This window comes from Streptomyces sp. NPDC093109 (assembly GCF_040701725.1).
GTDB lineage: Bacteria > Actinomycetota > Actinomycetes > Streptomycetales > Streptomycetaceae > Streptomyces.
The window spans coordinates 1-12,845 of sequence record NZ_JBFBEZ010000023.1; the positions used below are offsets into that span (position 1 = coordinate 1).

Sequence of the window (12,845 nt, forward strand, 5' to 3'; positions counted from 1 at the left end):
CCCACCGAGCGCCCAGAAAGCGCCCCCGCACTACCCAACACCACCAACACGACCGCCACTTGATCGGCTACACCACTCGACGGGACATGACCCGGGCGCCCGTAGGGAATCCTCCGTACGGGCATGAACGGACCGCCCTCCGGGCGGACGACTCCCCGGCGCCTCGCCCCGGGCCTCCATGGCTCGTAGGCGTACGCGGCTCCGTGGACCTCACGGACGGGGCAAGAGGAGCACGCCTCCCCCGGGTGCTCCTCTTGTCTGTCTGGCGACGACCCAGCCGCTCCTGAATAGCCGTCTGTGCCGAGTCCGGCCGAAGAGCGAAGAGACCACCCGGGCCCGGGCGGCGGATGGTCTCTTCAGGAAGGGGCGAAGCGGCCGGACGAACGGTTCCGCTTGTGGAGGGGACCACCTCTTACTAGAGAGTTAAGAGGAGACAGCGTCCGCAGCGTCCGCAAGACCAGCCGCGCCCTGTCTGACCAGCGATAATCGGGCGGACGCTAACCAAAATGCTTAGCGTCCGGCAGCGTCCGCAGCGTCCGGACACGCTCTGCTACCTAAGAGGCATTATCCCAGGTCAAGAACCTCTTAGGCAGGGGAGACGTGCGGACGCTGCGGACGCTGTCTCTCGTCACGAACGGCTGTAACACCAGGGGGCAGCCACTCCGCTTGCAGGTGTTTCAGCCGGGCGCACTCGGCTGGCGAGCAACCGCGCCACGGCGCCCGGCATGGGCGGCGCCGGTCGCGCGCGAGCGGAGCGAGCTGCCAAGAGGATGTGCGGCTATGCCGCCCCTTCTATCACCCTACGTAGCAATGCCGGGCGCGCCGAACACCGCTAGACCTAGCACCACACCCTGCTAGGTCTAGCGGCACCGCTAGCGGCCCATATGCGCTCTGATCAGCGATCTAGCAACTAGCGGGCAGATCGGCAGAGCCCCGGATTCGCTCGGAATCCGGGGCTCTAGGGGTGTGCGCACGCTGCTAGCCTCCGATTCTGCAACGTCACGCAGGGTTAGCTCTACTGCGGAGGGAGGAAGCCCGGTTTCTCTTGGCCAAGCGCGCGCAGATGCGCCAAGTAGTCCTGCGCTGCCGGTTCGTCGCTGTACCGGCGCCTGATCTGCGCGGCCAGCTCACGGCTCGTCATGATGAGCGAGGGAACAGACTGCCGGTTCCCCTCAAGCGCTCGTTCCCCCATCAGGAGGGCACCCTCCAAGTCCCCTTCGCGCGCTGCGGCAACACCCAACGTCACCCGGGCCTCAGCGTTACGCATAGGCGCCCGTTCGGTTCCGTCAAAGTCCGTACCGGCCCTGAGTACCTCCTCTGCGAGCGTGCGCGCGATCTTGTCTTCTCCGACCAATCGATAGCAGTCCATCGAATAGAAGTCGAATTTAGCGGGATCAACGACGAAATGATTATCCAGATTCTCAGGGTGCGGCATTCCCTCCAAGAGTCGCCGCCCCTTGTCCAACGCAACCTCGACTTGACGACGGTCCCCCAACCGCGCCCACGCTTTGGCTTCCTGACCTGCAAGCTGAACCGCCACACCATGGCTTCCCGCCACCTCGGCCCCGGCCCGTGCTGCGGAAATGACTCCGCGATAGTCGCCGGTCGTCAGCGCAAACCAGGCACGCATTTCGTGCGCCCATCCCGCAATCTCGGCGTGGTCGGATTCTGTCGCAATCGAAAGGGCTGCCCGCCGCGTCGATTCGGCCGCGTGACGATCACCCGAGTCGTATTCAACGCACCCGACCAAAAGAGCAAGCCAACCCGAAAGCGCGAGCACTTCGCGATGCTGCGAAAGGGTAAGGCTCTTCGAGTGGAGTTCAACAACTCGGCGCAGCCACTGGCGCCCCTCAATGAGGAGTTGAGCACTCGGCATAAATGGGTACTCGGAACAGAGCCGATCCGTCGTGATGCGGAGCGCGTCCAACGTAGCGCCATCAACGTCAGATCGGTTGAGGCGACTCACGATCTCCAGCGTCTCCATACCGCTTGCGGCAAGGATCTCCCGCTCGCCATCCCGGCGGCTCGCCACGGGGAAGATCGCGTGCGTAACGGTCCCGAAGACAGCCGCAATTATGGGCTGATAGAAGTCGTTGGGAACGGCGCCAGCCTCCCAGCGCTTCCACTGACGGATCATGCTCTCGTCAGACGGCAGCTCGGTGGGGGCATGCGCCCGGAGCGCGCGTACCGCGTCGCGCTGAGACCAGTCCCGCGCGTTCCGCTCAGCAGCCATACGCCGCGCCCATGCGGGCCTGTCGTCACCCATACGCCCTCCTCCGACTAGCTACCCGCGAGTCTGGCCCATCCCCCAGGGGGACACACAAGGGGACAGGGTGGGGACACCCACTCTGTCCCCCCGCCTATCTCACTGCCCCCAAGCTGTCACCTGTTCCACACGCTCTGTTCACCGCATGGTTGTTGCAGATCACGCACCACCGGCTGCCGAGCGCGATTCCAGCTCCGCAACCCGTTCAGTCAACGCCTGAATCTGGGAGCGAATTTCCTTGATCTCGACACTCACACCTTCCTGCGCGCCACCGCCGCTGACGAAGTTCCCCAGGTTGCCGGCCGACTCGATTACCCCTTCAGCTCGCAGCATTGCCAAGCCGTTCTGAACGGTCTGTCCGGCGTACCCGAATCGGTCTGCCAACTCCCGCTGAGTCGGGAGTCGTTCACCCGGTTGCATCCTCCGGATCTCCTCCCTCAGCGCATCGGCAACCAGCACGGCCTTCGACTTGGGCCCTCTCGTCACAGTCATACTCCCGAGCGTACCCACCAGAGCGAACTAGCGCACACCACCGCACGAGGCTTGCGAACTAGTCTGGACTAGTGCAAGCTAGCTAGCAGATGCCCCGCCGGTTCCTCGGCAGGGAATCAGCAGGAAAGCGCTGGTCAAAGCCAGTGCCTGACAGGGAGCGGCGCCCAAACCGGCAAGTGAAGCCGCCGCTCCCCGACCCACAGAGGGGTAAATCCATGATGCCTGGAATCGTTGCTGAACGTCGTACCTCGCAGGTCACGGACGGGGTGCTGGTGGAGCGTCGGCGTGCGGGGGAGCTCTTCCCGCGTGTGCCGGTCGGCCCGGTGGAGCTGACGCGGGAGCAGGCGGCGGCTGGACTGTTCACGCAGCTCGACACGCTGCCCTCGCTGCCCGAGAGGCCGACCGACCTGGACTTGCTCCGGGCGCTGGACCGCGCTCTCGGCACGCTCGGGGTCACGGGGCTGGACAGGGTACAGCGGGAGCTGGAGGCACTGCCGCTGTTCACGCCGGGGGCCGGTACCGCGTGGGCGTTCGCGTACCGGCTGTGCGTCGAGTACTGGTACGAGGGTGCGCTGTGCGAGCCGCTTGGTCAGGGCGAGATGACCGTGGCGCTGTACACGTCGGACATCGTCGTCTCCCGCCGCCGTCGCGGGTGGGCCGACCACGTGGTCGACGGTCACCTGATGGAGGGCGTGGCCCGGATCGGCAGCAACGGGCTGGTCACGTTCGCGGACGAAGTGGGCTGGGAGTTCGGGAAGTTCGCCGGGCCCCGGGTGGCAGCGCTGGACCTGAGTGCCGAGTACCGGACGGTTATGCCCGACGCCCGGCGTCGGAAGTTCTGCTACGACATCGCGGTCGACCGGTGCTTTAAGCCCCGTCCGCTCATGGCCTGCTTCAACGACGGAGGGTTCGCGGTCGGGGCCGTTCCGCCGGAGTCGCCCCACCTGCTGGAGATGTTCCGGGACATCCGCGCCGGGCGTGCGTCCGCTGAGCGGGAGACGGTGGCGTGACGATGGCCCTCGCACCGTTGGGTGACGAAACCTGTGACGCGTCCCCCGTGGAGCAGGTGAGGCGTTCGGGTTCTCAGCTCAAGAAGCACCGGCGGTCGATGCTCGCCAAACGGGATGGCAGGCAGTGCTTCTACTGCCACCAGCCCTTCAACTGCCGCTTGACCGGCGCGACGATCGACCACGTCGTCCCCCGCAGCCTCTTCTCCACCAACGCGCAAGTCCACCTGGTACTCGCGTGCTTCTCGTGCAACCAGGCCAAGGCGGACCGGCTCCCGCTGTCGATCGCGCTGCTCCTGTGCGCCTACGCGGACGGGCGCCGGCCGGACACCGTGGCGGACACCCGTGACGCGGTGGACACCCGTACGACCTGGAGTGTTCCCGAGACCGTGAGGCCCCCCGTGCGGCCCCCGTACGGCCACGTCACCGGGTGTGCGGACGGTGTGCGGACACCCGATCCGCACACCCCGCACGGCCACCGTGCGGGCGATCCGCACACCCCGTACGGACCGGCCACCGGCCGGGGTGACGGGTCGACCGTCCACCCCGGTGTCACCCCGGAGTTCACCCCCGTCACCCCGGTGGCCGGGGTGACGGGGTGGGCCGGTTGGCTCGCGCTGGCCCGGCTCGCCGCCGCCAACGAGTCGGCCCAACGGTCGACCCATGACCTGCACCGGTCGACCCCCGCCGCCCAGGAGATCCCCCCGACCACCACGGGGACGTCCCCCGACCGGCCGGAGGGATCCACCACCCCCGACCACACCGACCGCCCCGACCGGGCCGACCGGTCGACCCTCCTCACCCTCGTACGCACCCGCCCGACCGATCGAAAGGTGGCCGCGTGACCACCCCGACCGCACCCGTGAACGGACACCTGCACCCCGGCATCCCCCCGACCGTCCCCCACGCCGACACGGCGCCGACCGCCGGTCCGCCCCCCGACCGGCAGACCCCTGACCAGCGTGACGCGCCGCGTCACACCCGCCGTCACACCCCCGACAACAGTCCGGAGACCGGGGGCAAGAAGCCGTCCGCCGCGTCCCGGTTGGTGACCATGGCGCGGGAGGAGTTCCGGTTCGTCGTGTCGACGGACGGGCGTCCCTACGCCGTCGCCATCGACGGCCCCTCGATCGTGCTTCCGTTGCGTGGCAGGGGCGGACTGCGCCAGCGCCTCGCACGCAGGTACGCCGACGCTTTCGAGGGGGACGTGGCCTCACAGTCCGCGCTGGCCGATGCCATGGCCGTACTCGAAGGGATCGCCGAAGATGGCGACCCGGTCCCCGTGCATCTGCGGGTGGGACCGGACGAGACGGGCGGCATCGTCGTGGACCTCGGCACGGCGGACGGGCGTGCGGTGACCGTGGGCGCCGGCGGGTGGCGCGTGGTCGACCGCTCCCCGATCCTCTTCCGCCGCTCCGGCGCCATGGCACCCATGCCCACCCCCGTCCTCGACAGCGACGGACTCGCCAAGCTCCACGGTCTGCTCAACATGGATCAGGACGCGTTCCGGCAGCTTGTCGCGTGGATGGTCGCCGCGTGGATCCCGACCATTCCCCACCCGGTACTCACCTTCAAAGGGGAGCAGGGGACGGGGAAGTCGTGGGCCGCGCAGATGGTCGTGAACCTCATCGACCCCACCCCCGCCGCCAAACGGTCCCAGCCCCGCGACATCAAGACATGGGCCACCCAGGCGTTCAACTCATGGGCGCTGTGCCTGGACAACGTGAGCGTCATCCCGCCGTGGCTGTCCGACACCCTGTGCAAGGCCGTCACCGGGGACGGCATCGTCGACCGCGCCCTCTACACCGATGACGACGTCGTCGTCCTCACCTTCCGCCGCGTACTCGCCATGACCACCATCGACGCCGGAGCGTTGGCGGGGGACCTGGCCGAACGTCTCCTCATGGTCGATCTCCAACTGATCGGGGAAGACCAGCGGCGCAGCGAGGAAGAGCTGAACGCGGCCTACACGGCGACGCGTCCGGCGGTGCTGGGAGCTCTGTTCGATGTGCTGGCGTGTGTGCTGGCGGTGCTGCCCACGGTGCGGCTCGACTCCATGCCGCGCATGGCGGATTTCGCCCGGGTGCTCGCCGCCGTCGACACGGTCATGGAGTGGCGCACCCTGGACTCCTACCTCGTAGCGTCGGCGGCCGTCGCCGGAGACGCGCTGGAGGGCGACGCGTTCGGGTCCGCCGTCGCCGCCCTGGTCGACACGGCAGGGACATGGTCGGGCACCGCCTCCCAACTCCTTGCCGCCCTCGGTACCGGGGAGGGGCACCGGCCGCAGGGCTGGCCCAAGGACCCCACCCGCGCCAGCGGCCGGATCAAACGCCTCGCGCCGCTGCTGCGGTCGATCGGCATCACCGTGGACGACACGCAGCGTAGTGGCGACCGGACCCGTCACAAGCTCATCGTCCTCTCCCGTACGCCCCCAGCGTCCGCAGCGTCCGCACCCGAGCAAGACGGACTCTGGCCACCCGTCGCACCAGTCGGACCCCACCCCGACACACCCTGACCAGCACGGACACCAGCATGGGCACCCGGACCGGGCCTCAGGAAGAGGCCCGGAAACGGGCGGACGCTGTGCGGACGCTACGAAACCCAGCGTCCGCACAGCGTCCGCACCCCACACCCCTCCTGAACTGCACAAACACCAGACTGCGGACGCTGAGACCCTGCGGACGCTGGAATACGGCCCTTCTCTAGGACCGCCACCCCACACCCCCGCACGCCATCCGACGGACACGAGGAGTCACCACCGCCATGGCCACCCCCTCGCACCAGGACCCGCGCGCCATCCTCCGATCCGGACTCCCCGACCGCTACCTCACCCCCGAAGATCTCGCCGCGATGCTCGCCGTCTCCATCGAAACCGTCTACGGCTGGCGCAAGAAGCGGACTGGGCCGCCCGGCTTCCGCGTCGGCAAACACGTCCGCTACGACCCCCGCGCCGTCGCCACCTGGATCACCGAACGGACCGCCCTCACGGACGCTGCCTGACCCTCCGGCCCCGGAAGAACGCCCCCACCGCGCCGCTATCGATAGCAGCCGCACCCGCTATCGATAGCCCCCCCAATAGCACGCCCACACCCTCGCTGATCAGGCCCCTAGCAGATAGCGGGTCTACCCCCGCACACCCAAAAACCGGCCGGAGAGCGCCCACACAGCGCTCCCGCACCCGGCTATCAGACACAGGAGTCCCACCCATGGCAGGCCACATCCAAGACCGCTGGTTCAAGACCGAGACCAGCACCAACGGCAAGACCACCCGCGTCAAGACCGACCGCCACGGCACCGGCATGCGCTACCGCGCCCGCTACATCGGCCCCGACGGAACCGAGAAGTCCAAGAGCTTCCCCGACAAGCAGAAGCGCCTTGCCGAGAAGTGGCTGTCCGGGATCGAGGCGGACATGTCGCGCGGTCAGTACATCGACCCCCGGGCCGGTCGCCTCACCGTGCGGCAGCACGGTGAACGGTGGTTGGCCTCCCTAACCATGGACCCCAGCACGTACGTGAGCACCGAGACACGCATCCGTCTGCACGTCCTGCCGCATCTGGGTAGCCGATCGCTCGACTCTCTGAGGGCGATCCACATTCGCGAGTGGCTCCGGAAGCTTGAAGACGCGGGATTGGCCCCTGCCTATCAGCGGGTCATTTTCGCGAACCTCAACGCGATGCTGGCGGCTGCCGTTGACGATCTCCTGATCCCGCACAATCCGTGCCGATCGTCATCTGTGAAGGCGCCCAAGCCGGAACCTCGCCGGATCGTGCCATGGGGGCCCGCACGCGTGCTGGCGGCGCGCTCGGCACTGCCAGAGCGGTACCGGGCCATGGTGGACTTGGCCGGCGGGTGCGGCATGCGGCAGGGCGAAGTGCTCGGCTTGGCCGTTGACGATGTGGACTTCGCCGAGGGAGTGGTTCACGTCGTCCGACAGGTCAAACTCATCGCTGGACGGCAGGTGTTCGCGCTGCCCAAGGGAGGCAAGACGCGTACCGTCCCGTTGCCGGAGAGCGTTGCTCGGGTACTTGACGCGCACATCGCACAGCACCCGCCCGTGGCCGTGACGTTGCCGTGGCGAGCTGTCGACGGTCCACCGGTCTCCGTATCCGTCCTCTTCCGAAATGCTGAGGGCCGCCCGGTGAACCGCTACGCCTTCAACGAGAAGGCATGGAGGCCCGCCCTCGACAAGGCATGCATCCCGCGCGGCCGGGAGAACGGCATGCACGCGCTGAGGCACTTCTACGCGTCCGTCCTGCTGGACGCGGGGGAGAGCATCAAGGCGCTGTCCGAGTACCTGGGACACCACGATCCGGGCTTCACGCTGCGGACGTACACGCACCTGATGCCCGCCAGCGAGAAGCGAACGAGGGAGGCAGTGAACCGGGCCTTCCAGAGCGGCCCGGACACCGACGACGGCCCACAGACGGCCCAACGGGGGTGAGAAGCCCCGAAACGTGCTGGTCAGACCCTAAGTGGCTTCAGTAGCGCTGGTTCAGATACCCGAGCAGCTCCTCGTGGAGCACCCCGTTCGACGCCGCCGCGTTGCCGCTGTGCGGGCCCGGACGGCCGTCAAGGCCGGTGAAGCTGCCGCCCGCCTCCTGGACGACGATCGCCGTCGCGGCCATGTCCCACAGCGACAGCTCGGGCTCGGCGCAGATGTCCACCGAGCCCTCCGCGACCATCATGTACGGCCAGAAGTCGCCATACCCGCGCGTACGCCAGCACGCTCTGGTCAGATCCAGGAAGCCGTCAAGGCGCCCCTGTTCCTCCCAGCCGGTCAGCGAGGAGTACGCGAACGACGCGTCCCTGATGTGTGCCACGTTCGAGACGCGCAGCGGCGTCGCCGAGGTCAGGCTGCGCCCGGTGTACGCGCCCCCGCCCTTCGCCGCCCACCAGCGCCGGCCCAGCGCCGGCGCCGAGACCACGCCGACGACCGGCTCGTACCCGCCCTCGGCGGCGACCATCAGCGAGATCAGCGTCGCCCATACGGGGACGCCCCTGACGTAGTTCTTGGTGCCGTCGATCGGGTCGATGACCCAGCGGCGCGGGCCCGTGCCCTCGACGCCGTACTCCTCGCCCAGGATCGCGTCGCGCGGCCGTGCCCGCTGGAGGTTGCCGCGGATCAGCTCCTCGGCAGCCTTGTCGGCCTCGCTCACCGGGGTCATGTCCGGTTTGGTCTCGACCTTGAGATCCAGGGCCTTGAACCGGTCCATGGTCACGGCGTCGGCGGCGTCCGCCAGAACATGGGCGAGGCGCAGGTCATCGTGGTAATCGGGCATGGGCGTCACAGTAGCGATCGGCCGCCCCTCCGGGCCACGGGGTCCGCTCCGTGGAAGGCAGGCCCGTCCGGTGCGGGTCCGGTGGGGATATGGCGGACGATGCGGCGTGAACTCGACGACGGTCTTGACAGAAAGCGACGACCCGTCAACTCTGAGCGCATATTCCAGCCCCAGAGTCGATTACCCAGCCGAGCCACGAGCCGAACCCGGCCCCGGAGACAACGATGCCAACAGCGCGCGAAGCCCTGCTCGACGCCGCCCTCTCCGCCCTCGCGGACCTGCCCTGGTCCGCGGTCAGGATGGTCGACGTCGCGTCGGCCGCCGGGCTCTCCCGGCAGACTCTGTACAACGAGTTCGGCACCAAGGACGGGCTCGCCCGCGCACTGCTGCGCCGGGAGGCGGACCGTTACCTGTACGGCGTGGAACGGCTGCTGCGGGAGCGCGCCGACGCCGCCGACCGGCTGGTGGCCGTCGCCGAGTGGACCGTCGTCGAGGGCCGCTCCAGGCCGCTGCTGCGGGCGCTGCTGACCGGCTGCTGGAGCGAGCGGCTGCCCGAGCCCCGGCCCGTACGGCCCACCGCCACGCCGTCCGTCGTCCCCGCCCAGCGCCGCGCCGACGCGGGCCCGCCGGCCGCCACCGAACTGGTCGCGCTCGTACGGGACAGATCGGCGGCGGCCCTGGGGCGCCGCCCGGCCGAGCCCCTGCGCAACGAACGCAGCGAACGCAGTGAACGGAACGAGCCGCCGCGCCCCGATCACCTGCGGCCCGAGCCGGTGCGCGGTGACCCGGGGCGGTTCGGCCGGGTCCGGCTCGACCAGGGCCGCGCCGAACTGCTGCACCGCTGCGAGCTGGCCGTACGCCTCGCGCTCGCGCATCTCGTCGCCCCCGGCGGTGACTCCGTGGGGCCGCTCGTGCGGACGGCCGTGACCGCCGTACCGTCCGCGCTGCTCAGTGCGCCGAGCCCGAGAGCTGGAGCCCGATGACGCCGATGATCACCAGCGAGATCGAGACCAGCTTGAGCACGGACACGATGTCGCCGAGGAAGACCATCCCGTAGATCGCGGTGCCGGCCGCGCCGATGCCCGTCCACACCGCGTAGGCGGGCCCCACGTCGAGCTTCCGCAGCGCCAGCGTCAGCAGGCCGAAACTGCCGAGGGCGAAGGCCGCGAAGGCGATCGTCGGCCAGAGCCGGGTGAATCCGTGGGAGAGCTTGAGACAGACGGCGAAGCCGGTCTCCAGAATCCCGGCGACGACTACCAGCAGCCACGCCATCGTGAAGGGCCTCCCCGTAGTGACCTTGTCCTGCCTGGTGTGATTATGGCCTTACCAGTCCGGGTTGATCGCAAACGCGCACGACTCGGACGGTCGGTCTCAGTCGCCTTCGCGTCGCTCCCGGGTGGCGAGAAGCCGGCGCAGCGAGTAGAGCCGGGCCGGGTCGGCGTGGCCCTCGGCCACCCACGCGTCCAGCGCGCAGTCCGGCTCGTCGTGGCTGCACGCGCGCGGGCAGCCCTCCGTGCCGGGCACCAGCTCGGGGAAGGCGAGGATGACCCGGGACGGGTCGACGTGGTGCAGCCCGAAGGAGCGGATGCCCGGCGTGTCGATCACCCAGCCCTCGGCCCCGGCCAGCGGCAGCGCGAGCGCCGAGGTGGTGGTGTGCCTGCCGCGGCCCGTGACCGCGTTGACCAGCCCGGTGGTGCGGTGCCTGTCGTCCGGCACCAGCGCGTTGACCAGCGTCGTCTTGCCGACGCCGGAGTGACCGACGAACGCGGTCGTGCGGCCCGCCAGATACTCGCGCACCCGGTCCGCCGCGTACCCGTCGGCCAGTTCGTCGCGGCGGGTGACGACATACCGGATACCGAGCGTCAGATACGTCTCCAGCAGCTGCTCCGGCGCCGCCAGGTCCGACTTCGTCAGCACCAGCAGCGGTTCGAGACCCGCGTCGTACGCCGCGACCAGACAGCGGTCGATCAGCCGGGGCCGCGGCTCCGGGTCGGCGAGGGCGGTGACGATCGCCAGCTGGTCGGCGTTGGCGACGACCACGCGCTCGTAGGGGTCGTCGTCGTCCGCCGTGCGCCTCAGTACAGAGGTTCGCTTCTCGATCCGTACGATCCGCGCCAGCGTGTCCTTCTTGCCCGACAGATCCCCGACGAGGAAGACCCTGTCGCCCACCACGGCGGCCTTGCGGCCCAGCTCGCGCGCCTTCATCGCGAGGACGGGCCGGTCCTCGACGAGACACGTCAGCCGGCCCCGGTCGACGGTCAGGACCATGCCCTCCGACGCGTCCTCGTGCTTGGGCCTGATGTTCGTGCGCGGCCGGTTGCCCTTGGGGTTGGGGCGGGTGCGGATGTCGTCCTCGTCCGGGTTCTTGCCGTAGCGGCGCATCGCGTCAGGCTCCCGCTCCCGCGAGCATGTCGGTCCACATCCGGGGGAAGTCGGGCAGGGTCTTCGCGGTCGTACCGACGTTCTCGATCTCCACCCCGTTCACCACCAGGCCGATGATCGAGCCCGCCGTGGCCATCCGGTGGTCCTCGTACGTGTGGAACACGCCGCCGTGCAGCGGGCGCGGGCGGATGTGGAGCCCGTCGGCGGTCTCGGTGACATCGCCGCCCAGCTCGTTGATCTCCTTGGTGAGCGCGGCGAGCCGGTCGGTCTCGTGCAGCCGCAGATGGGCGACGCCCCGCAGGGTGGAGGGCGAGTCGGCGAGCGCGGCCACGGCCGCGATGCCGGGCGTCAGCTCCCCGACCTCGCTCAGATCGAGATCGACGCCGTGGATCCGGCCGGTGCCGGTGAAGGTGAGGCTGGTGCCCTCGGCGGTCTCGGTGAACTCGCAGCTGCCACCCATGGCGGTGAAGATCTCCCGCAGCGCGTCACCCGGCTGGGTGGTCCGCACCGGCCAGTCAGGCACGGTCACCCGGCCCCCGGTGACCAGCGCGGCGGCCAGGAACGGCTGGGCGTTGGAGAGGTCGGGCTCGACGGTCAGATCGCGGCCGAGCAGCGCGCCGCTGGAGACCCGCCAGACATTGGGCTCCCCGCCGGTCTCGGGCTCGTCCACCTGCGCGCCGGCCGCGCGCAGCATGTCGACGGTCATCCTGATGTGCGGCAGGGACGGCAGCGTGGCGCCCACGTGCCGTACCTCCACGCCCTGGTTGAAGCGCGCGCCCGAGAGCAGCAGCGCCGAGACGAACTGGGAGGACGCGGAGGCGTCGATCTCCACCGGGCCGCCCTCCAGCGCACCGCCGCCGTGCACCGTCAGCGGCAGGGAGCCCCGGTTGTCGTCGTCGATCCGGGCGCCCAGGACGCGCAGCGCGTCGATGACGCTGTGCAGCGGACGCTCGTACGAGCGGGGGTCGCCGTCGAAGCGGACCGGGCCGTCGGCGAGCGTCGCGACGGGCGGCAGGAAGCGCATCACCGTACCGGCGTTGCCGACGTCCACCGTGACCGGGCCGTGCAGCCCCGAGGGGATCACCCGCCACGCCTCGCCGGTCGTCGTACCGTCGGCGGTGGCGGCGGAGCTCGCGCTGGAGCTGGACGAGACGGTCTCCTCGATGCGGACGCCCAGCGCGCGCAGCGCCTCGGCCATCAGCAGGGAGTCGCGCGAGCGCAGCGGGCGGCGGAGCCAGCCGGGCTCGGCGGCCAGCGCGGCGAGCACCAGCCCCCGGTTGGTGACCGATTTGGATCCGGGCACGGTGACCGTCGCTTCGACGGCCCCGCTCGCGTAGGGGGCGGGCCAGAGGGCGGGCTGCACGGAGCTTTCGGTCATGGCCAACACTTTAGTGGCTCTTGACGGGCCCTGATCCTGA

11 protein-coding genes and 1 pseudogene are annotated in these 12,845 nt (G+C 69.5%); 6 read left to right on the forward strand and 6 right to left on the reverse strand.

Going from position 1 to position 12,845, the window contains the following annotated elements; genetic code table 11:
- Window positions 1–1,015 precede the first annotated feature (1,015 nt).
- Window positions 1,016–2,266, reverse strand: coding sequence for an XRE family transcriptional regulator (locus AB0389_RS22050; protein ID WP_366397151.1), 1,251 nt, complete (start codon window positions 2,264–2,266; stop codon window positions 1,016–1,018).
- Between the two features lie 159 nt (window positions 2,267–2,425).
- The gene (locus AB0389_RS22055; RefSeq protein ID WP_366397152.1) at window positions 2,426–2,758 is read right to left on the reverse strand and encodes a GntR family transcriptional regulator; all 333 of its coding nucleotides are present in this window, start codon (window positions 2,756–2,758) and stop codon (window positions 2,426–2,428) included.
- A 215-nt stretch (window positions 2,759–2,973) separates the two neighbouring features.
- Between AB0389_RS22055 and AB0389_RS22060 the strand changes: the two genes are divergently transcribed.
- The 5 genes from AB0389_RS22060 to AB0389_RS22080 all read left to right on the forward strand — a co-directional run bounded on the left by AB0389_RS22060 (window position 2,974) and on the right by AB0389_RS22080 (window position 8,207).
- Entirely contained in the window at window positions 2,974–3,768 is a 795-nt protein-coding gene (locus AB0389_RS22060) for a hypothetical protein (RefSeq protein ID WP_366397153.1), read from the forward strand.
- A 2-nt stretch (window positions 3,769–3,770) separates the two neighbouring features.
- The gene (locus tag AB0389_RS22065; RefSeq protein ID WP_366397262.1) at window positions 3,771–4,610 is read left to right on the forward strand and encodes an HNH endonuclease; all 840 of its coding nucleotides are present in this window, start codon (window positions 3,771–3,773) and stop codon (window positions 4,608–4,610) included.
- Window positions 4,607–6,280 carry an ATP-binding protein gene (locus AB0389_RS22070; protein ID WP_366397154.1) on the forward strand — a complete coding sequence of 558 codons (1,674 nt, stop codon included), beginning with the start codon at window positions 4,607–4,609 and terminating at the stop codon, window positions 6,278–6,280. Before AB0389_RS22065 ends, AB0389_RS22070 begins: the two co-directional genes overlap by 4 nt.
- Before the next feature lie 248 nt (window positions 6,281–6,528).
- Window positions 6,529–6,765 (forward strand): helix-turn-helix domain-containing protein, encoded by a 237-nt coding sequence (locus AB0389_RS22075; protein WP_366397155.1) that lies wholly within the window; start codon window positions 6,529–6,531, stop codon window positions 6,763–6,765.
- A gap of 206 nt (window positions 6,766–6,971) precedes the next feature.
- The gene (locus AB0389_RS22080; RefSeq protein ID WP_366397156.1) at window positions 6,972–8,207 is read left to right on the forward strand and encodes a site-specific integrase; all 1,236 of its coding nucleotides are present in this window, start codon (window positions 6,972–6,974) and stop codon (window positions 8,205–8,207) included.
- A 37-nt stretch (window positions 8,208–8,244) separates the two neighbouring features.
- Here AB0389_RS22080 and hisN read toward each other — a convergent pair whose 3' ends face one another.
- Window positions 8,245–9,045: a histidinol-phosphatase gene (hisN, locus tag AB0389_RS22085; protein ID WP_366397157.1), complete on the reverse strand. Its 801-nt coding sequence runs from the start codon at window positions 9,043–9,045 to the stop codon at window positions 8,245–8,247.
- 224 nt (window positions 9,046–9,269) lie between these two features.
- Here hisN and AB0389_RS22090 point away from each other — a divergent pair.
- A pseudogene (locus AB0389_RS22090) lies at window positions 9,270–9,725 on the forward strand (TetR family transcriptional regulator); the annotation flags it as partial.
- 268 nt (window positions 9,726–9,993) lie between these two features.
- On the opposite strand, the gene AB0389_RS22095 reads toward AB0389_RS22090, so the two are convergent.
- The 3 genes from AB0389_RS22095 to aroA all read right to left on the reverse strand — a co-directional run bounded on the left by AB0389_RS22095 (window position 9,994) and on the right by aroA (window position 12,805).
- A complete protein-coding gene (locus AB0389_RS22095; RefSeq protein ID WP_366397158.1) occupies window positions 9,994–10,317 on the reverse strand; it encodes a multidrug efflux SMR transporter in 324 nt (107 codons plus the stop codon).
- 99 nt (window positions 10,318–10,416) lie between these two features.
- On the reverse strand, window positions 10,417–11,427 hold the full coding sequence (rsgA, locus tag AB0389_RS22100) for a ribosome small subunit-dependent GTPase A (protein WP_366397159.1): 1,011 nt from the start codon (window positions 11,425–11,427) through the stop codon (window positions 10,417–10,419).
- Between the two features lie 4 nt (window positions 11,428–11,431).
- On the reverse strand, window positions 11,432–12,805 hold the full coding sequence (gene aroA, locus AB0389_RS22105; protein WP_366397160.1) for a 3-phosphoshikimate 1-carboxyvinyltransferase: 1,374 nt from the start codon (window positions 12,803–12,805) through the stop codon (window positions 11,432–11,434).
- Between the last annotated feature and the right edge of the window lie 40 nt (window positions 12,806–12,845).

Bases quoted from the DNA above. Each gene is read 5' to 3' on its own strand.
- rsgA (WP_366397159.1), bottom strand. From the start codon at position 11,427: ATGCGCCGCTACGGCAAGAACCCGGACGAGGACGACATCCGCACCCGC.
- AB0389_RS22080 (WP_366397156.1), top strand. From the start codon at position 6,972: ATGGCAGGCCACATCCAAGACCGCTGGTTCAAGACCGAGACCAGCACC.
- AB0389_RS22060 (WP_366397153.1), top strand. From the start codon at position 2,974: ATGATGCCTGGAATCGTTGCTGAACGTCGTACCTCGCAGGTCACGGAC.
- hisN (WP_366397157.1), bottom strand. From the start codon at position 9,045: ATGCCCGATTACCACGATGACCTGCGCCTCGCCCATGTTCTGGCGGAC.
- AB0389_RS22095 (WP_366397158.1), bottom strand. From the start codon at position 10,317: ATGGCGTGGCTGCTGGTAGTCGTCGCCGGGATTCTGGAGACCGGCTTC.
- aroA (WP_366397160.1), bottom strand. From the start codon at position 12,805: ATGACCGAAAGCTCCGTGCAGCCCGCCCTCTGGCCCGCCCCCTACGCG.
- AB0389_RS22055 (WP_366397152.1), bottom strand. From the start codon at position 2,758: ATGACTGTGACGAGAGGGCCCAAGTCGAAGGCCGTGCTGGTTGCCGAT.
- AB0389_RS22050 (WP_366397151.1), bottom strand. From the start codon at position 2,266: ATGGGTGACGACAGGCCCGCATGGGCGCGGCGTATGGCTGCTGAGCGG.
- AB0389_RS22065 (WP_366397262.1), top strand. From the start codon at position 3,771: ATGGCCCTCGCACCGTTGGGTGACGAAACCTGTGACGCGTCCCCCGTG.
- AB0389_RS22075 (WP_366397155.1), top strand. From the start codon at position 6,529: ATGGCCACCCCCTCGCACCAGGACCCGCGCGCCATCCTCCGATCCGGA.